15 protein-coding genes are annotated in these 19,622 nt (G+C 32.9%); 12 read left to right on the top strand and 3 right to left on the bottom strand.

What is annotated here, in order from left to right; genetic code table 11:
- Positions 1–72: 72 nt before the first annotated feature.
- From BM238_RS04610 to apaG, 5 genes are all read left to right on the top strand, one after another.
- Entirely contained in the window at positions 73–1,341 is a 1,269-nt protein-coding gene (locus tag BM238_RS04610; protein WP_090078983.1) for a glucose-1-phosphate adenylyltransferase, read from the top strand.
- Positions 1,342–1,460: 119 nt separating this feature from the next.
- On the top strand, positions 1,461–2,495 hold the full coding sequence (locus tag BM238_RS04605) for a hypothetical protein (RefSeq protein WP_090078982.1): 1,035 nt from the start codon (positions 1,461–1,463) through the stop codon (positions 2,493–2,495).
- Between the two features lie 315 nt (positions 2,496–2,810).
- Complete coding sequence (locus BM238_RS04600; RefSeq protein WP_090078981.1) at positions 2,811–5,600, top strand: 2-oxoglutarate dehydrogenase E1 component; 2,790 nt, start codon at positions 2,811–2,813, stop codon at positions 5,598–5,600.
- 58 nt (positions 5,601–5,658) lie between these two features.
- The gene (gene odhB, locus BM238_RS04595; protein ID WP_090078980.1) at positions 5,659–6,915 is read left to right on the top strand and encodes a 2-oxoglutarate dehydrogenase complex dihydrolipoyllysine-residue succinyltransferase; all 1,257 of its coding nucleotides are present in this window, start codon (positions 5,659–5,661) and stop codon (positions 6,913–6,915) included.
- A 94-nt stretch (positions 6,916–7,009) separates the two neighbouring features.
- Positions 7,010–7,396: a Co2+/Mg2+ efflux protein ApaG gene (gene apaG, locus BM238_RS04590; protein WP_090078979.1), complete on the top strand. Its 387-nt coding sequence runs from the start codon at positions 7,010–7,012 to the stop codon at positions 7,394–7,396.
- Between the two features lie 2 nt (positions 7,397–7,398).
- On the opposite strand, the gene BM238_RS04585 is transcribed toward apaG, so the two are convergent.
- The 3 genes from BM238_RS04585 to BM238_RS04575 are packed head-to-tail and all read right to left on the bottom strand — an operon-like array spanning position 7,399 to position 9,806.
- On the bottom strand, positions 7,399–7,956 hold the full coding sequence (locus tag BM238_RS04585; RefSeq protein WP_233741907.1) for a 3'-5' exonuclease: 558 nt from the start codon (positions 7,954–7,956) through the stop codon (positions 7,399–7,401).
- An 8-nt stretch (positions 7,957–7,964) separates the two neighbouring features.
- Positions 7,965–8,927 carry a glycosyltransferase family 2 protein gene (locus BM238_RS04580; RefSeq protein WP_090078978.1) on the bottom strand — a complete coding sequence of 321 codons (963 nt, stop codon included), beginning with the start codon at positions 8,925–8,927 and terminating at the stop codon, positions 7,965–7,967.
- 3 nt (positions 8,928–8,930) lie between these two features.
- On the bottom strand, positions 8,931–9,806 hold the full coding sequence (locus BM238_RS04575) for a lysophospholipid acyltransferase family protein (RefSeq protein ID WP_090078977.1): 876 nt from the start codon (positions 9,804–9,806) through the stop codon (positions 8,931–8,933).
- A 76-nt stretch (positions 9,807–9,882) separates the two neighbouring features.
- Here BM238_RS04575 and BM238_RS04570 point away from each other — a divergent pair, with 76 nt between their 5' ends.
- From BM238_RS04570 to purF, 7 genes are all read left to right on the top strand, one after another.
- Positions 9,883–10,467, top strand: a complete 585-nt coding sequence (locus BM238_RS04570) for a thioredoxin family protein (RefSeq protein WP_090078976.1) — start codon at positions 9,883–9,885, stop codon at positions 10,465–10,467.
- Positions 10,468–10,650: 183 nt separating this feature from the next.
- Complete coding sequence (purB, locus tag BM238_RS04565) at positions 10,651–12,078, top strand: adenylosuccinate lyase (RefSeq protein ID WP_090078975.1); 1,428 nt, start codon at positions 10,651–10,653, stop codon at positions 12,076–12,078.
- A gap of 47 nt (positions 12,079–12,125) precedes the next feature.
- The gene (locus tag BM238_RS04560) at positions 12,126–15,815 is read left to right on the top strand and encodes a phosphoribosylformylglycinamidine synthase (protein ID WP_090078974.1); all 3,690 of its coding nucleotides are present in this window, start codon (positions 12,126–12,128) and stop codon (positions 15,813–15,815) included.
- A 207-nt stretch (positions 15,816–16,022) separates the two neighbouring features.
- Positions 16,023–16,631: a SatD family protein gene (locus BM238_RS04555; RefSeq protein ID WP_090078973.1), complete on the top strand. Its 609-nt coding sequence runs from the start codon at positions 16,023–16,025 to the stop codon at positions 16,629–16,631.
- Positions 16,628–17,329, top strand: coding sequence for a DUF3307 domain-containing protein (locus tag BM238_RS04550; RefSeq protein ID WP_090078972.1), 702 nt, complete (start codon positions 16,628–16,630; stop codon positions 17,327–17,329). The genes BM238_RS04555 and BM238_RS04550 overlap by 4 nt, the downstream gene beginning before the upstream one ends.
- Before the next feature lie 18 nt (positions 17,330–17,347).
- Entirely contained in the window at positions 17,348–18,067 is a 720-nt protein-coding gene (gene purC, locus BM238_RS04545) for a phosphoribosylaminoimidazolesuccinocarboxamide synthase (RefSeq protein ID WP_143093353.1), read from the top strand.
- Positions 18,068–18,104: 37 nt separating this feature from the next.
- Complete coding sequence (gene purF, locus BM238_RS04540) at positions 18,105–19,586, top strand: amidophosphoribosyltransferase (RefSeq protein WP_090078971.1); 1,482 nt, start codon at positions 18,105–18,107, stop codon at positions 19,584–19,586.
- Positions 19,587–19,622: the final 36 nt, after the last annotated feature.

Here is a 19,622-nt window from a genome sequence, read left to right as displayed (position 1 = left end):
TATGTTAAAAGAAATACTACTAACAGTTGAAGAAATGCGAAGAAAAAACTAAACAGAAAATTATTACAAATTATGAAACATAACGTTATATCAATTGTCTTGGGTGGTGGCCGCGGAAGCCGCTTATTTCCACTCACTTATTCGCGTTCAAAACCTGCAGTTCCAATTGCGGGAAAATACCGGCTTGTAGACATTCCGATTTCAAACTGCTTAAACTCCGGATATAATAAAATACTGGTTTTAACGCAGTATAACTCAGCTTCTTTGAATTCCCACATAAAAAATTCCTATCATTTTGATACTTTTAGCAAAGGTTTTGTGGATATTTTAGCCGCAGAGCAAAATGTTGAAAACGACCAGTGGTATCAGGGAACTGCCGATGCTGTTCGTCAGTCCATGAAGCATTTGGAAAAATATGATTATGATTATATTTTAATACTTTCGGGAGATCAGCTTTATCAAATGGATTTCCGTGAAATGATCGATTTTCATAATAAAAATGGTGGTGACATTACCATCGCGACAATTCCGGTAACGGCGAAAGATGCTACGGGTTTTGGAATATTAAAATCTGATGAAGAAGGAAATATCACCTCATTTATCGAAAAGCCAACAGAAGATCTTTTGGTTGATTGGAAAAGTCAGGTTTCAGAAAAGAGCATGAATTCCGGGAAAGAATATTTGGCCTCTATGGGGATTTATGTTTTTTCAAAAAACGCTTTGTTGAAAATGTTTGAGGAAGATGCCGGCGATGATTTTGGTGGAGAATTGATTCCAAATGGTCTTGGTAATTACAAAATGTTGAGCTATCAGTTTGACGGTTACTGGACAGACATCGGTACAATCGAATCTTTCTACGAAGCCAACATGGATTTAACTAGAGAATTGCCTCAGTTTAATTTATTTTCTGCCTGTCCTATTTACACCAGAGCCAGAATGTTACCACCGTCGAAAGTCAATGGTTCATATATAAACAAGGCGATAATCGCAGATGGCTGTATAATTTTAGCAGATAAAATCGAAAATTCCATTATTGGAAACAGGTCAAGAATACAAAAAGGTACCAGCTTAAAAAACTGTTATATGATGGGCGCAGACTATTATGAAAGTGAAGAAACAAAAGTCGGTAACAGAAATAATAATATCCCAAATATGGGAATCGGCGAATATTCTCAGATCGAGCAGGCTATTTTAGATAAAAACTGCCATATTGGGAATCACGTAAAAATTATAGGTGGTAAACATCTTCAGGATGGCGACTATGAAAACCATTCCGTGAAAGAAGGTATAGTTGTTGTGAAAAAGGGCGCCATTATACATGATGGAACGCAAATTTTTTAAACTTTACCAGATAATATTTCAAAATGAGCTTAAATTTTTAAGCTCATTTTTTTTAAAAATAATACCTTTGCCGAAACTTAAAAATGAGTTATTTTTCCGTTTTTTATTAAAAAAATACAATGCGTTGGTTTAAATTTTTGATTTTTATTGGAATTCTGGCTTTTTCCGGTTTTTATATTTTTGCTTCGACGATGGACGATACCAAAAGTTTTAAAGCAGAAAAAGAATTAAATTATTCCGTTGAGAAATTATTTCCTCAGTTTAATAATCTGCAGAATTTTACAAAATGGAATAGTTTTTTTAAAGGTCATAAAAATTACCGCTACGCCTATTTCATACCTTATGAAGGTCAAAACAGCGGACTCACTTATTACAACGAAAATAATGTTCGGGAAGGTGATCTTTTTATAAAATTTTCTGCGAAAGATAAAGCTGTTCGCTATTACCTTTTTGATTCAACAACCGGCAATCCTTTTATTTTCGAAATTACTTTTAAGAAAATTTCGCCGGAAAAAACTAAAGTTTTCTATTCATTAAAAACACCGAAAATACCTATTTTAGCCAGACCCTTTCACGTTATTTCTGAAGATGATTTCAAAGAAAATTTAAGCACAAGTTTGAAAAATTTATCGGGACTTTTAAGCAATAAAGTGGACAAAGACAATCAGATCGCGCGCCTGAAATTCGATAGCGTTATGGTGGAAAATGGTAAAAACAGCATTCTTCTTGGTGTAAATGTAAGCGCCTCCAATAAAAAAGATGATCTTATAAAAAATATAGTTTTAAATCATAGTAAAGTTAAAAACTACCTTCAGACTGATCTTCAAAAAGAAGAAGATGAATTTGGAACGCCAGTTTTAATTACTGATCCCAATGATCTAAAAAGTAAAAACATTTCTTATTATTACGGTTTTCCTTTATCTAAAAAAATAAATGTGAGTGACAATAATTTCATTTACAGATATTTAACACCAAAAAAATATTTAATTATTTATTATAAAGGAAGTTATCAGGGCAGATTGCAAAGTTTACAAAAACTAAATTCCGAGGCAAAATCCCAGGAATTAAGAACAGGTCAGCTTTATGAAACTTTTCTGGAAAAACCAACCGAAACCATTGAAGTTACTTTAAAGATGGCACTCGAAATACTGTAAATTAGAAGCAAAACCATTTTATCGCTTTAGAAAAAGTCTTCCCGTTTTCCGCTGTATCTTTTTATTGAGCGCTTTTTGCAAAGCGCTCAATAAAAAGGATGCCGCTTCACCCGGGGCTAAATAGAAAGTTGTTTTCTATTTTTCAAAATTATAAACATTTTGTTTATTCTAAAATCTCTTTTTAATTCAATATTTTATTGCAAAGCGTTATTTTTAAGGATTTTTAACCTTTTTGCAGGGGACAATATTCACATATTTTCATTAAATTTGTACATTAAACAAGTATCAATTAAAAAACAGGTAATCTGTAACTAAATGGACAAATTTTCATTCCTGAATGCTGCACACGCTCAACTCATTGATGATCTTTATCAACAATATCTCACCTTTCCGGATTCTTTAGAACCTTCCTGGAAGTCATTCTTTCAGGGTTTTGACTTTGCACTGGAAAATTATGGTGAAGAAGATAATGCTCAGCCTGCAAATTATGTAGCAGAAAATTATAAATCGGGAGAAATTCCTGATGATATTTTAAAAGAATTTCAGGTTGTTAATTTAATTGAAGCTTACAGAAGCCGAGGTCATTTATTTACTAAAACCAATCCGGTAAGAGAACGCCGGGTTTACCATCCTACTCTAGATATAGAAAATTTTGGTTTAAATTCTTCAGATCTGTCGAAAGTTTTTAACTCTGCAACTGAAACTGGCATGAGTAAACCTTCTACATTGAAAGAGTTAATCTCACATTTGCAAAAAATATACTGTGATTCTATTGGTGTGGAATATATGCACATCAATAATGTTGAAGAAAAGCAATATATCAGAAACTGGATTCAGCAAAACGAAAACCAGGCTCAGCTTTCAAAAGACGAGAAGATTGAAATTTTAAAAAAATTAAATCAGGCGGTTGCATTTGAAAATTACCTTCACACAAAATTTGTAGGTCAAAAAAGATTTTCACTGGAAGGTGGAGAATCTTTAATTCCAGCTTTGGATCAGCTGATTTCCCGCGCTTCAAAATTAGGTGTTAATGAAGTGGTTTTAGGAATGGCGCACCGTGGAAGATTAAATGTTTTGACCAATATTTTCCAAAAATCTTCAAAACAAATATTTTCTGAGTTTGAAGGAAAAGAATTTGAAGAAGATGTTTTTTCCGGTGATGTAAAATACCATTTAGGATCCTCAAAAAGAATAAAAACAGAATCTGGAGAAGAAGTGCGTATCAATTTGGTGCCGAATCCTTCTCATTTAGAAACAGTTTCAGCTTTGGTGGAAGGTATTTGCCGCGCGAAAGTGGACCAGGAATTTAAAGGCGATTATAATCAGATTTTACCAATAATTATTCATGGTGACGGCGCAGTTGCCGGTCAGGGAATTGTGTATGAAGTTGCTCAGATGATGACACTTGAGGGTTACAAAACCGGCGGGACTGTTCATATTGTGGTTAATAATCAGGTTTCTTTTACCACAAACTACTTAGATGCGCGTTCTTCAACATATTGTACTGATATTGCGAAAGTGACAGATTCTCCGGTGATGCACGTAAATGCAGATGATGTAGAGGCTGTAGTTCACGCGGTGAGATTTGCAGCAGATTTTAGAAAGCAATTTGGAAAAGATGTTTACATTGACCTTTTAGGTTATAGAAAATATGGGCATAACGAAGGAGATGAACCACGTTTTACACAACCTTATCTTTATAGTTTAATTTCTAAACATCAAAACCCAAGAGAAATTTATAAAACAAAGCTTCTTGAGGATAAAACGCTTTCGACTGAGGTTTTAGAAAAAATGGACCAGGAATTTAAGGCGCTTTTGGATGAGAATTTTGATGCCTCAAAGCAGATCGAAAGAAATACAATGGATATTTTCATGCAGGAAGACTGGAAGGATTTTCCGATGGATAAAGCAGGTGATGTTTTGAAAGTTTACGATACTAAATTTGACATTGAAAAATTAAAAAATTTAGCTAAAGAAATTGCAACTTTACCCGGCGACAAAAAATTTATTAAGAAAATTTCCCGTTTGTTTGATAACCGTTTAAAACAAGTTGAAACTGATACTTTAGATTGGGCTCAAGGCGAACTTTTAGCTTACGCAAGTTTGTTATCGGAAGGAAATAATATTAGAATTTCTGGTGAAGATGTTCAGCGCGGTACTTTTTCTCACCGCCATGCAGTTGTAAAAACTGAAGATGCGGAAGAAACTTACACGCCATTAAAACAAGTCAATGAGAATCAAAAATTTGATATTTATAATTCTCATCTTTCAGAATACGCCGTTTTAGGTTTTGATTACGGTTACGCAATGGTTTCGCCAAATACTTTGACAGTTTGGGAAGCGCAATTCGGTGATTTTGTAAATGGTGCGCAAATAATTATTGATCAGTATTTAGTTGCAGCAGAAGACAAATGGAAATCTCAAAACGGTCTGGTAATGCTTTTACCACACGGTTCTGAAGGTCAGGGTGCGGAACATTCTTCCGGACGATTGGAACGTTTCTTGACTTTGGCAGCAAATGAAAATATCATTGTTGCAAACTGTACAACGCCGGGAAATTATTTTCATCTTTTAAGACGTCAACAAAAATTTCCTTTTAGAAAGCCTTTAATTGTAATGACACCAAAATCTCTATTGAGGCATCCTAAAGTGATCTCTAGTTTTGAAGATTTAGCAAATGGTGAATTTCAGCCAATTTTAGATGATGTTTCAGCTGAAGCAGATAAAATTGAAAAACTGGTTTTTTGCTCCGGAAAAATTTATTATGATCTTTTAGCGAAGAAAGAATTGATTAATGATGAAAAGATAGCTTTAGTTCGTTTCGAGCAAATATATCCGTTGCAGATGAATAAAATTGAAGAAATTTTAAATAAATACAAAAACCGAAAAGAATTGGTTTGGGCACAGGAAGAACCGGAAAATATGGGTGCCTGGAGTTTTATTTTAAGACATTTTAGAGATGAGAATATTCAAGTTATCTCACCAATTGCGAGCGGAAGTCCGGCGCCTGGAAGTCATAAAAAGTTTGAAATTATTCAAAATAATATCATCAACCGTGTTTTTTCCACGAATGATGAACCAACAAACAAACCCTTAACTGCATAATATTATTATTTTTGCTTTAGCTTTAAAAAATTAAAAACGAAATCTAAAAAATAAACAAATGTCTATATTAGAAATGAAAGTTCCGTCGCCGGGAGAGTCTATCACAGAAGTTGAAATTGCAAGCTGGCTTGTGAAAGACGGTGATTATGTTGAAAAAGATCAACCAATTGCTGAAGTAGATTCAGATAAAGCTACCTTAGAATTGCCTGCGGAAGAAAGCGGTATAATTACCTTAAAAGCGGAGGAAGGCGATGTTGTAGAAGTAGGTCAGGTTGTTTGTTTGATTGATCGTGACGGTGCAAAACCTAGTGGAGATGCTAAATCAGAAGAAAAATCTGAGGTAGAACCTGATACAGAAGAAGCACCAAAAGAAGAAAAAAAGGTAGAAACACCAAAAGTAGAAGCTCCAAAAGCAGAAACTCCTAAAAGTTATGCATCAAATACACCTTCACCAGCTGCAAGAAAAATTTTAGATGAAAAAGGTGTAAATCCTGCTCAGGTATCAGGAAGTGGAAGAGACGGCAGAATTACGAAAGACGATGCAGAAAAATCTTCTGTTGCCGCAATGGGAACTTCAAATAATGCAGGATCAAGAGGTTCAACAACGTCAAGACTATCAATGTTACGCAGAAAAGTAGCTGAGAGATTAGTTACCGTGAAAAATGAAACTGCAATGCTGACAACTTTTAACGAAGTTGACATGAGCGAAATTTTTAGAATCAGAAAACAATACAAAGAAGAATTTTCTTCGAAACATGGTGTTGGTCTGGGATTCATGTCATTCTTTACTAAAGCAGTTGTTCGGGCTTTGCAAATGTATCCTCAGGTTAACTCAATGATTGACGGCAATCAAATGGTTTCTTATGATTTCTGTGATATTTCAATTGCGGTTTCAGGACCTAAAGGTTTGATGGTTCCGGTTGTAAGAAATGCGGAAAATATGTCATTTAGAAATATTGAATCTGCTATAAAAGATTTGGCTGTAAAAGCAAGAGATGGGAATATTACGGTTGATGAAATGACAGGCGGAACCTTTACTATTACAAATGGCGGAACTTTTGGCTCAATGATGTCTACGCCTATAATCAATCCACCGCAATCTGCAATTTTAGGAATGCACAATATTCTTCAAAGACCAATGGCAATTGATAATCAGGTTGTTATTCGCCCGATGATGTATGTTGCGATGTCTTATGATCATCGAATAATTGACGGTAAAGAATCAGTTGGTTTTCTAGTCGCGGTAAAAGAAGGAATTGACAATCCTGTTGAAATTTTAATGAATGGCGATGAAAGAAAAGCTTTAGAACTTTAATAAGTTTTTTTTTAAATATTAAAATCCTGGCAATAAGTCAGGATTTTTTTTTCAAAAAAGGCGGGATTTTTGCTAACATTTTGAAAAAACACAAATGTACAGCAAAACTACAAATGGCATTACGATCAATGTTGAGCCTGTTTATGATGCATTAAACAGCTTTCCGTCCGCGAACAGATTTGTGTTCAAATACAATATTGAGATCATCAACAACTCTGACTTCAATATCAAACTAAACCGAAGAAAATGGCTTATTTATGACGTCGGTTTCGGCTTTACAGAAGTAATCGGTGATGGGGTAATCGGACTAACTCCCACAATTTTACCTGACGACAGTTTTTCCTATTTTTCTAATGTAGCTTTGCGAAGTGGCGTTGGTACGATGGCAGGAACGTACTTTATGACCGATATCGATTCTGATGAAGATTTGGATATTGAAATACCAAAATTTAATCTGCTCGCAGAAGTTTTAAGCAATTAAATTTATAAAACTTTTAGATTTTTTTTAAAACTTTCACTTACCTCTTCAGTTCTCGTCAAAAATAAATGTTCAAAGCCTAAAAGTGCAATTTTTGCACATACTTCAGCGTCTGCACCAGCCCGGTGGTGTGTGAATTTTATATTATGAACATCAGCTAATGATTTTAATCCATATTTAGGAAGATTTTTCCAGGATTTTTTAGCAATTGATATGCTGCAGAGATAATTTAATTTTGGTTTAAAAATACCATAATGATCGATACAGCTGCGCAATACGCCAGCGTCAAAACTTGCATTATGCGCTAACATTAAATTGCCGTACATCAATTCCTCAACTTCGTACCAAATATCAGCAAAAGTCGGTGCATCCGCAACTTCATGCGGTTGAATACCGTGAACAGCAATATTGTAAGGATTAAAATACGGAAAACTTGGCGGTTTCAAAAGCCAGTTTTTTGTCTCGACGATCTGCCCGTTTTCGACAATGCAAATTCCCAATTCACAAGCAGAATTTCTGTCATTAGTAGCTGTTTCAAAATCAATGGCACAAAAGTCTATCATATTTTAATTTAGAAAAAATGTTTAAAAATAAGCCATTTACTTTGATAGTAATTTTTAATCTGAAAATTACCGCGACGTTTTAAAGTTTCATTAAATTCTTTATAAAAGCCAAAATGTGCTTTTAAAACAGCTTCAAAATGCGGAAATCCGTTTTTTAAACCAAAATAAATTCCAGCAAAACCATCTAAAATTAGCCTCAAAGGTAAAATCCAGAATAAAGATTTTAAAGGTAAATTTTTTAAGAGCATACTTAAATTATTTCTAATATTTAAAAAGGTTTTTTGAGCAGATTGTTTATTTAAAGTGCCGCCTCCAACATGATAAACAGTCGATTTTCCGCAATACAATATTTTTTTACCTTGATTTTTAAGCCTCCAGCAAAGGTCTATTTCTTCCTGATGTGCAAAAAATCGTTCATCAAAACCATTCATGCGTTGAAAATCTTCTGCCCGGATAAACAATGCACAACCAGTAGCCCAAAAAATTTCTGTTTCATCATCGTATTGACCTTGGTCTTCCTCAATTTCTTCGAAAATTCTTCCCCTGCAATAAGGGTAGCCGAGATTATCAATCAAGCCGCCACCTGCGCCGGCAAATTCAAAATAATTTTTATTGTTGTAATCTAAAATTTTTGGTTGAATTGCTGAAATATTTTTATCGCTCAGGAATAAATTGATAATAGGTTTTAACCAATTTTCAGTTACTTCAACATCAGAATTTAAAAGACAATAAATATCACCTGAAATTTGCTTTAAACCTTGATTGTAACCTTCTGCAAAACCAAAATTTTCTGCATTTATTACAATTGCTACACTTGGGAAATTTTGTTTTAAATAAGTGATAGAATCATCTGTAGACGCATTATCAATAACAAAAATCTTCGCTTCCTTAGAATTTTCGATGACGTTTGGCAAAAATTTTTCAAGCCACGATCGTCCATTCCAGTTTAAAATAACAATGCTGATTTCCATATTTTAAACTTCAAAGCGTTTGATCAAATCACTATATTTCCACCTTCTGTGCGACCAAAGCCAATTGTCTGGCCTTTTATTAATAGTATTTTCCAGCCTGTGATGAAATTTTTTCACCACTTCAAATTCTTCAAATTTTTCGCCATCTGGGAATATTTTATAATAATTAACCTGATAAAATCCGCGTTTTACTTTCTTCATCTCACAGTAAAAAAAGTCAAGATCCAAACGCGTTGCCAATTTATCGTAACCAATAAAAGCTGGCGTGCGTTGGTTTAAAAAATTAATTCCAAAATTAACCTCACTGGAATGCGGCGTTTGATCTGCCACGAACATATAAACTGAATCTCCGTCATTTGGAGTGCGTAAAATCTGCCGAATAACTTCTTTCGCTTCTAGTGCGCTGTTACCAAATCTGTTACGAATAAATTTTAGTTTATCTTCCCAAAAATCATTACTTACCTTTCTATAAACCGGATGACAGTGTTTTTGCGAAATTACGACAGGCAAAACGGTAATCCATTCCCAATTAAAAACATGGCCAGCTAGCAATATGACATTTTTGCCATCTTTCTTCGACTGATGAAAAAGATCTTGATTTAAATGTTGAATTCTTACTCTTAGCTCTGTTTCTGTAATTGTAAATAACTTTACAGTTTCTGCAATATAGTCTGCAAAATTTTTATAAAAGGTTTTTCTGATTTTCCTTATTTCGCTAATTGACTTTTCAGGAAAAGATTTTTTTAGATTTTCAGTTACCTCTTTTTTTCTGTAACTAATTATATAATAGCTTACAAAAAATAAAAAATCTGCAAAAAGATAAAGAATTTGCAGTGGCAGACGTGAAAAATGTAGTATAAGTTTAAATAAAAATTTCATAGATCAGTTTGCAAAGTTAATCATTACTTATAAATTATAATTAACCTAAAAACTTTATATTTACAAAAAATAAACAATGAATAAATTCAAAATTTTAACTTATAGTTTCATTTTCTCAGCCTTTGCTCTTTCTTCTTGTAATAAGAATAAAACAGAGGTAATAACAGAAAACAAAAGTGACAGCTCAAAGGTTATAAAAGATAGCGCTACAATTATAGCTGAAAAAGAGGCTGCAGCAAAAGCCGAAATCGCCTCATTACCAAAAATTTATAACCCTGAAGATAATGCGGAGCAAAAAATTTCTGAAGCCGTTGCTTTAGCAAAGAAAGAAAATAAAAATGTGATGATTCAGGCTGGCGGAAACTGGTGCATCTGGTGTTTAAGATTTAATAATTACGTGCAGACAACGCCTAAATTAAAAAATTTAGTTGATAAAAATTACGTTTATTATCATTTAAATTATTCTCCCGAAGTTAAAAATGATAAAGTTTTTGCCAAATATGGTGATCCGGGTAAAAAATTCGGCTATCCGGTTTTTATTGTTTTAGATCAAAATGGTAAACAAATTCATACTCAGGACAGCTCAGTGCTGGAAGATGGAAAAGGCTACAGTTTAGAAAAGGTGATGAAATTCTTTTCAGATTATGCTCCAAAATCATAAAATTAAAAATCCCGGAAATTATTTTTCGGGATTTTTTTACATCCATTTTTTAATCGTGATAAATCTTGCATTGCTTCTAAAATAAATTTTTAGTTTGGGTGTTGATAAATAAATTTTATTTAAGATTGATTCACTTTTATTTTTGATTTTAAACGATTACTTTTGTGTCATTAAAAATTTAAAATGAATTCTTACAAAAATCCACTTGAAGAGCGATATTCAAGTGAAGAAATGCTTTTTAATTTTTCACCTGATAACAAGTTTCAAACTTGGCGCAAATTGTGGGTTGCTTTAGCCGAAATCGAAAAAGATTTAGGCTTAAATATTACCGATGAACAAATTTCTGACCTTAAAAATAACATAGAAAACATTGATTATGAAGTTGCGGCTGCATATGAAAAAAAGTTTCGACACGATGTAATGGCGCACGTTCACACGTTTGGCGATGTTGCACCTTCCGCGCAAGGCATTATACATTTAGGCGCAACTTCGGCTTTTGTTGGGGATAATACAGACTTAATTCAAATTCGTGATGGTTTAAAGATCTTAAAAGCAAAGTTAATTTCTACAATGAAATCACTTTCAGATTTTGCTTTAGAATATAAAGATCTTCCAACACTTGGCTTTACGCACTTTCAACCGGCACAATTAACTACCGTTGGAAAACGTGCGACTTTATGGCTTCAAAGTCTTCTTTTGGATTTTGAAGAATTAGAATTTTTTATTGATACACTGCGTTTTCGTGGCGTAAAAGGAACTACGGGAACGGCGGCAAGTTTTTTAGAATTATTTGATGGCGATTATTCCAAAGTAAAACATTTAGATAAAGAATTATCAAATCGTTTTGGTTTTACCAATGTTTTCGGTGTTTCAGGGCAAACTTATGATAGAAAAATTGACGCAAAAGTTGTTTCGCTTTTATCTAATATTGCTCAATCTGCGCATAAATTCAGCAACGATTTAAGATTACTTCAAAATTTAAAAGAGATTGAAGAACCGTTTGAAAAAAATCAAATTGGCTCGTCTGCAATGGCTTATAAACGCAATCCGATGCGTAGTGAGAGAATTGGAGCTTTAGCAAAATTCGTGATGTCTTTATCTTCAAGTTCGGCGATGGTTGCAGCAACTCAATGGTTTGAAAGAACTTTAGATGATTCTGCAAACAAGCGATTAACTATTCCGCAAGCTTTTTTAGCAGTTGACGCTATTTTGTTGATCTGGAATAATATTATGAATGGTTTGGTGGTTTATCCAAACAGAATTAATAAACATATTCAGGAAGAATTGCCTTTTATGGCGACGGAATATATTATTATGGAAGAAGTGAAAGCAGGTGGAAATCGGCAGGAAATCCATGAAATAATCCGCGTTCATTCAATGGAAGCCAGTAAAAAGGTAAAAGAAGAAGGTTTAGAAAATGATTTAATTGAAAGAATTATGAACGATAATTCTTTAAAAATGGATAAATCAAAATTAAAAGAAGTTTTAGAGCCACATAAATTCATAGGTTTTGCGCCGATACAAACTGAGGAATTTATAGCCAATGAAATTTCGCCTGTCTTAGACAAATACCGCGACTTAATTGATTCGAAATCAGAACTTAAAGTATAAAATAAATGCAGTCTTTTTTGGCTGCATTTTTTAGTTAAAATATTATAATGAATAAAAGAATTTTTGTAGAAAAAAGAGGTTTATTTGATGTTGAAAGTGCGTCAATTTTTGAAGAGATAAAAGATATTGTTCCTTCTATTTCAAATGTAAAGGTTTATAATATCTACGATATCTTTAATATTGAGGAAAAATATTTTGATGAATTTGTTCAAAATACTTTGTGCGATTCAGTAACTGATATTTTACATCTGGAAAATCCTGGAAAGCATCCTTTTTTTGCAGTTGAATATTTACCCGGACAATATGACCAAAGAGCAGATTCTGCCGAGCAATGCAGCTCTTTATTGACTGGAAATAATTCAGTTAAAATCCGTAGCGGAAAATTAATCGTGCTTCCAAAAATTAGCGAAGAAGATTTAAAATTAATTAAGGAAAATTTCATTAATAAAGTAGAATCACAGGAAAAAAATCTTCAAATTTTACAAATTCCAACAGAAAATAAAGCGTCGCAAGTTCCTGTTTATGAAATTTTTAACGGTTTAAATGAAACCGAATTAGAAACGTTTTATAAATCGCATGGTTTTTCTTTCGGTTTTGATGATCTGCAGTTTATCCAAAATTATTTCAAATCTGAAAGTAGAAATCCTACAGAAACAGAACTGAAAGTTTTAGATACTTATTGGAGTGATCATTGTCGTCACACTACTTTTGAAACGGAACTGATTGATATTCAATTTAATGGCGAATTTTCTGAAACTTTAAATTCTATTTTTAATGATTATTTAGAAAAAAGAAAATTTTTAGGAAGAGAATCAAAACCAATTTCTTTAATGGATTTGGCTACAGTTTGCGGCAAATATTTTTATAAAACGGGGAAATTAGATAATCTAGTAATCACCGATGAAATAAATGCCTGTACCATAGAAATTGAAGTGGAATATGATGGTAAAAAAGAGCCGTGGTATTTGTTATTTAAAAATGAAACACACAATCATCCGACAGAAATAGAGCCCTTTGGTGGTGCTTCAACTTGTATTGGCGGCGCAATTCGTGATCCTTTGTCTGGAAGAGCATTTGTTTACCAAGCGATGCGCTTAACTGGAGCGGGAAACATTTTAGAACCTGTTTCAGAAACTTTAACTGGAAAATTACCGCAAAGAATTATTTCAAAAAAAGCGGCAAATGGCTATTCTTCTTACGGAAATCAGATTGGTTTGGCGACAACTTCTGTTAATGAAATTTACCACGAAGGTTACAAGGCCAAAAGAATGGAAGTTGGTTTTGTAGTTGGTGCAGTTCCAAAAGATTGGGTTCGCAGAGAAAAACCTGAAGATGGAGATTTGGTAATAGTTTTAGGCGGCGCAACTGGTCGCGACGGCGTTGGAGGCGCAACTGGAAGTTCAAAAGAACAGGATGAAAACGCCATTCATCAACTTTCTACCGAAGTTCAAAAAGGAAATGCGGTAGAAGAACGAAAAATTCAGCGTTTATTTCGTAATCCTGAAGTCACAAAATTGATTAAAAAATGTAACGATTTTGGCGCCGGCGGTGTTTCTGTAGCGATCGGGGAAATCGCTGATTCACTGGAAATTAACCTCGATAATTTACATTTAAAATATGATGGTTTAAATGGAACCGAACTCGCAATTTCCGAATCGCAGGAAAGAATGGCAGTTGTGATTGAAGCAAAAGATAAAAATAAATTTATTCAATTTTGTAACACTGAAAATATTGTCGCTGTTGAAATTGCAAAAGTAACAGACAGTGGCAGAATGCAGATTTTTTGGCAAAATAATAAAATTTTTGATTTGAGCAGAGAATTTTTAGAAACAAATGGCTGTGCAAAGAAACAAGATGTACAAGTTTTTCATTTAAAGGAAGTTAACCAAAATAATTTGATTTTTAATGAAGATAATTTTTATAAAAAATTAAGCGAAAAAAATGTCGCTTCTCAAAAAGGTTTGCAGGAAATGTTTGATTCTACAGTTGGTGGAACAACAGTGATGCTTCCTTTAGGTGGGAAATTTCAGAATACTGAAATGGAAGGAAGTGTGCAGACTCTGCCTGTTTTAAACGCTAAAAATGTAAAAACAGTTTCTCTGGCAAGTTGGGGTTTTGACGCGGAAATTTCAGAGCAAAACACGTTAATCGGTTCAAGTTTAGCGGTGGTGGAAAGCGTTTGCAAGATCGTTGCAATGGGCGGAAATTATAAAAATATCCGACTTAGTTTTCAGGAATATTTTGAAAAGTTAGGAAATGATCCTGAAAAATGGGGAAAACCTTTGTCTTCTTTACTTGGTGCTTATGATGCCCAAACGAAATTAGGTTTGGCTGCGATTGGTGGAAAAGATTCCATGAGCGGAACTTTCCAAAATATCAATGTGCCGCCAACTTTGATTTCTTTCGCTTGTGCTAATGGAACTAATGATAATATTATTTCGCCAGAATTTAAACAGGCTGGAAATTTTATCTATCATTTTAAAGCAAATAATGATGAAAATGGTTTGCCAAAATATGATGAGTTAACTAAGATATTTGATTTTATTTATGCTAATATTTCTTCTAAAAAAATTGTTTCAGTTAAAACAATCAAAGAAGGCGGAGTTGCAGTTGCCTTGGCAAAAATGTCTTTTGGTAATTTTTTAGGTGCTGAAATTAATTTGGATAATGACTTACTTTTATCTAAAAATATTGGTGGATTTTTAATTGAAAGCAGTGAAAAATTAGATTTTAATCTACTTAAACTTATTGGTGAAGTAAAAAATATTTTAATATTGAAAATCAATGATTTAGAATTTGATATTAAGAAATTACTTGAAGTAAATTCTTCGATATTTGAAAACTTATTTCCAACAGTTGAAAAGGAGAAAATTGTTTTTGATTTTGATAAAAATTTAGAGGGAATTAATCAAAAATCAATTAATATAATTTCACATAAAATTGGAACGCCGCAGGTTTTTGCACCTTTATTTCCAGGCACAAATTGCGAATACGAAACCCAAAATGCTTTTAGAAAAGAAGGCGCAAATGTAGATAGTTTACCCTTTGTAAATCTTAGCCATCAAAGCATGGATGAATCCATTGAAAATTGGATAAAAAAAATTAAACAATCACAAATTTTGGTTTTTTCTGGCGGCTTTTCTGCTGGTGATGAGCCTGATGGTTCAGCGAAATTTATGGTAAATGTTTTAAAGAATAGCCGGATGAAAGATGCTGTTCATGAGTTTTTAGAAAAAGATGGATTGATTTTAGGAATTTGTAACGGTTTTCAGGCTTTGATAAAATCGGGATTGTTGCCTTTTGGCGAAATTAAAAATTTAGATGAAAATGCCCCAACTTTGGCGCATAATGCAATTGGAAGACATGTTTCTCAAATGGTTAATGTGAAAGTGATTAATGAGAAATCACCCTGGTCGTCGGGATTGAAAGATGAAATTTATACTATTCCTGTTTCTCACGGCGAAGGTCGTTTTATGGCCTCGAAAGATGTTATTGAGCAACTATATAAGAATGGTCAAATTGCCACGCAGTATGTTGATTTTGAGGGAAATTTAGCCCATGGAATGCCTTTTAATCCAAATCAATCTCTTTTTGGAATTGAAGGAATTACAAGTGAAAGTGGAAAAATTTACGGAAGAATGGGACATACAGAAAGGTTTAGTGAAGGTTTGTTTAAAAATATTCCAAATGCTAATTATCATAATATTTTTAAAAATGGAGTTGATTACTTTAAATAATATTAGTAAATTTTATTATATGTCTATTTATAATACTATTTTATAATAAATTTAATTATAATATAATTATATGATAATTTAAATTATAATATAATTATATGATAATTGAAATTATAATATTATTATATGATATTAATAATTATAGTATTAATATATAATAATTCTAATTATAATAGAATTGTATAATAATTTTTGTAAGTTTGTTATATGAGAGCGGTAATAACAGGAGATATAGTAAATTCTCAAAAAATAGATTTAAACATTTGGCTTAAGGCTTTAAATAAAGCGGTTGGCGAAGATTTTGAAAATCCTCAGAAATGGGGAATTTTTAGAGGTGATGAATTTCAATATTATATTGAAGATGCGAACGAAGCATTTTTAAAAAGTTTGAAAATAAAATCTCAGATAAAAATGATAAAAAATATAGATGTAAGAATGTCGATTGGGATTGGTAATAGAGACGTTGAGATGGAAAAAGTTTCAATTTCCAGCGGAACTGCATTCGTAAATTCCGGTAGAAATTTTGAAAGTCTTAAAAAAGAAAAGATAAATCTTAAAATTAATACTGGAAATAAAAATATTGATTATGATTTAAATCTAATGTTTCGCTGGGCTTCAGAAACAATGGACAACTGGACAGTCGCCGTTGCAGAAACAGTTTTTGAACTTTTATCAGATAAAAATTTAACTCAGGAAGAATTAGCAAAAAAACTAAATATAACACAATCATCAATAAGTCAGAGATTTAGTAGAGCAAACTATGCTTTAATCTCAGAAACAGATATTTATTTTAGAAAGAAATTAGCAGAATTATGATTTTTTTAAAACTCATATTAGCACATTTATTTGGAGATTTCCTTTTCCAGCCGGATAAATGGGTGCTAGATAAGGAGCAGAAAAAAATTAAAAGCAAGTATTTATATTTTCACATTTTACTTCATGTTTTCTTGGTTTTTATATTTCTATGGGATTTAAGTTTGTGGTATATTCCTTTGATAATAGGTGTTTCACACTATCTGATTGATATTTCAAAATTATATTTTCAATCTAAAAAGACCAAAAGATGGTTGTTTTTTATAGATCAGTTTTTACATTTATCAGTAATAATTGTAATTTCTACTTATTTTAAAGAAATTGATTTCAATTTTTTAAATAATCCGATTTTCTTAAAATATCTTGTTGCAGCGGTTTTTCTAACGGTTCCAACTTCTATTTTTATTAAAAACTTATTGGCTGCGTGGTCGCCAATAGTCATTGAACATAGTAAAATACAAACTGATTCACTCGTAAATGCGGGGAAATATATCGGAATTTTAGAAAGACTTTTGGTTTTCACATTTATCATTATAAATCATTGGGAAGGCGTCGGTTTTATGATCGCTGCAAAATCCGTTTTTAGATTTAGTGATTTAGCGGAAGCAAAACAAAGAAAACTCACGGAATATGTTTTAATAGGAACTTTACTAAGTTTCGGAATCGCCGTAATAACAGGAATTATCGTAAATATTTTTTAAATAAATAAAATTAAAAAAATGCAAAAAGGGGAAATGCTTTATGAGGGAAAAGCAAAACAGATCTTCGCAACGGAAGTAGCAGATGAAGTTATTGTAAAATTTAAAGATGACGCAACGGCTTTCAACGCACAAAAACGTGGAAGTTTTGACAGAAAAGGTGAAATGAACAACGCAATTACAACGCTTATCTTTGAATATTTAAATGAAAAAGGTATTGAAACGCATTTCATTAAACAACTAAATGATCGTGAACAACTGGTGAAAAAAGTTTCTATAATTCCAATAGAAATGGTAGTTCGCAACTATTCTGCGGGAAGTATGTCGCAACGTTTGGGGATTGAAGAAGGTATAAAATCACCAATTACAATTTTTGATCTTTGTCTTAAAGAAGACGCTTTAGGAGATCCATTGATCAATGATTTTCATGTCCTTTTTCTTGGTTTGGTAACAAGAGAAGAATTAGATGAAATGTATAGTTTGACAGGCAAGATCAATGAAATTTTAAAAGAATTATTTGATAAAATGGGTATTATCTTGGTCGATTTTAAAATTGAATTGGGAAAAACTACAGATGGTAAAATTATTTTAGCAGACGAAATTTCACCTGATACTTGCCGACTTTGGGATAAGGATACTATGAAAAAATTAGACAAAGATAGATTTAGAAGGGATTTAGGTGATGTAACTGAAGCCTATGTTGAAATCTACGATCGTTTAAAAAAGGCTTTAAATAAATAAAAATTTGAATCTTTAAAGGTTCAGCAAAATAAAAAAAATGTCAATCCATCAAAAATATAAGGAAGATTATTTAGATCAATTTAAGGACAGACCTTACGAAAGAAATGTCATGAAAAAAGGCAGTTCAGATTCGCCGGAAGAAGAATGTGGCATTTTTGGTCTGTATTCAGAAAATGAGATCGATACCTTTTCACTGTCGCAATTTGGACTTTTTGCTTTGCAACATCGTGGACAAGAAGCGTGTGGAATTTCGGTGATGAAAGATGGTAAAATTGTTAATTTAAAGGAAGAAGGTCTTGTTCTCGATTTTTTTAAAACCATCCGTGAACCCTCAAATTTCATGGGGAATTCCGTTATTGGACACACGAGATACACTACGGCGGGCGATAAGAAAAAGTATAATTTTCAGCCATTTTATGCTAAAAATGAGTATGACCAGATCATTCTTTCCATAGCGCATAATGGAAATTTAACTAATGCTCAGGAATTAAAAACAGAACTTGAAGCGGAAGGCGTAGTTTTTCGGGCAACTTCGGATTCGGAAGTTATTTTAAGATTAATTCAAAAACATTTAGATTTAGGATTGCGAGCAGCAATTAAAACTACAATGGAAAAAATTGAAGGCGCTTACTCCGTGGTTGGAATGACAAGAAATAAATTCTTTGCTTTCCGTGATTTTAACGGAATTCGACCTTTGGTTTTAGGTGCGATTGATGAAAAAACCTTTGTCTGTGCTTCCGAAAGTGTTGCTTTAGACGCGATTGGTGCACAATACGTTCGTGATATTTTACCTGGCGAAATTGTTTACACCAGCGAAAATGAAAGCGGTTTAAAGTCGTTTATGGTAAAAGAAAACTGCATCAATAAGATCTGTTCTTTTGAGTATATTTATTTTGCACGTCCGGATTCTATCTTAGAAAATATAAACGTTCACGAAATTCGTGAAAAATCAGGAGAAAAAATTTGGGAACAGGCGCCTGTCGAAGCCGATATCGTAATTGGCGTGCCAGATTCTGGAGTTCCCGCGGCGATAGGTTTTTCTAAAGCGAGTGGAATTCCATTTCGTCCTGTTTTAATTAAAAACAGATATATTGGTCGTTCATTTATAGTTCCTACGCAGGAAATGCGGGAAAGAATCGTCAATTTAAAATTGAACCCGATCGTTTCTGAAATTAAAGGAAAGCGTGTTGTAATTATTGATGATTCAGTTGTTCGCGGAACTACAGCGAAGCGTTTAGTGAAAATTCTAAGGGACTGTGGCGTTAAAGAAATTCACTTTAGAAGTGTGTCGCCACCGATTATTGCGCCGTGTTATTTGGGAATTGATACGCCTTCAAAAGATGAGTTGATCTCCGCAAATATGACGGTTGATGAATTGAAAGATTATTTAGGCGTAGATTCCTTGGAGTTTTTAAGTGTAGAAAACTTGAAAGGTATTTTAGGGTCGCCAAATCACTGTTTTGGTTGTTTCACCGAAATTTACCCGGTTAAAAGGGGTGAAGAAAGCGTCTTATTTTAAAGACTAGATATTTTGAAAAAATAAAATTAACCTCAA

The sequence above is a fragment of the Halpernia frigidisoli genome (assembly GCF_900113805.1).
GTDB classification, from domain to species: domain Bacteria; phylum Bacteroidota; class Bacteroidia; order Flavobacteriales; family Weeksellaceae; genus Halpernia; species Halpernia frigidisoli.
The sequence above is the reverse complement of the archived record's forward strand: the minus strand, read 5'-3'. Positions and strand labels throughout refer to the sequence as shown.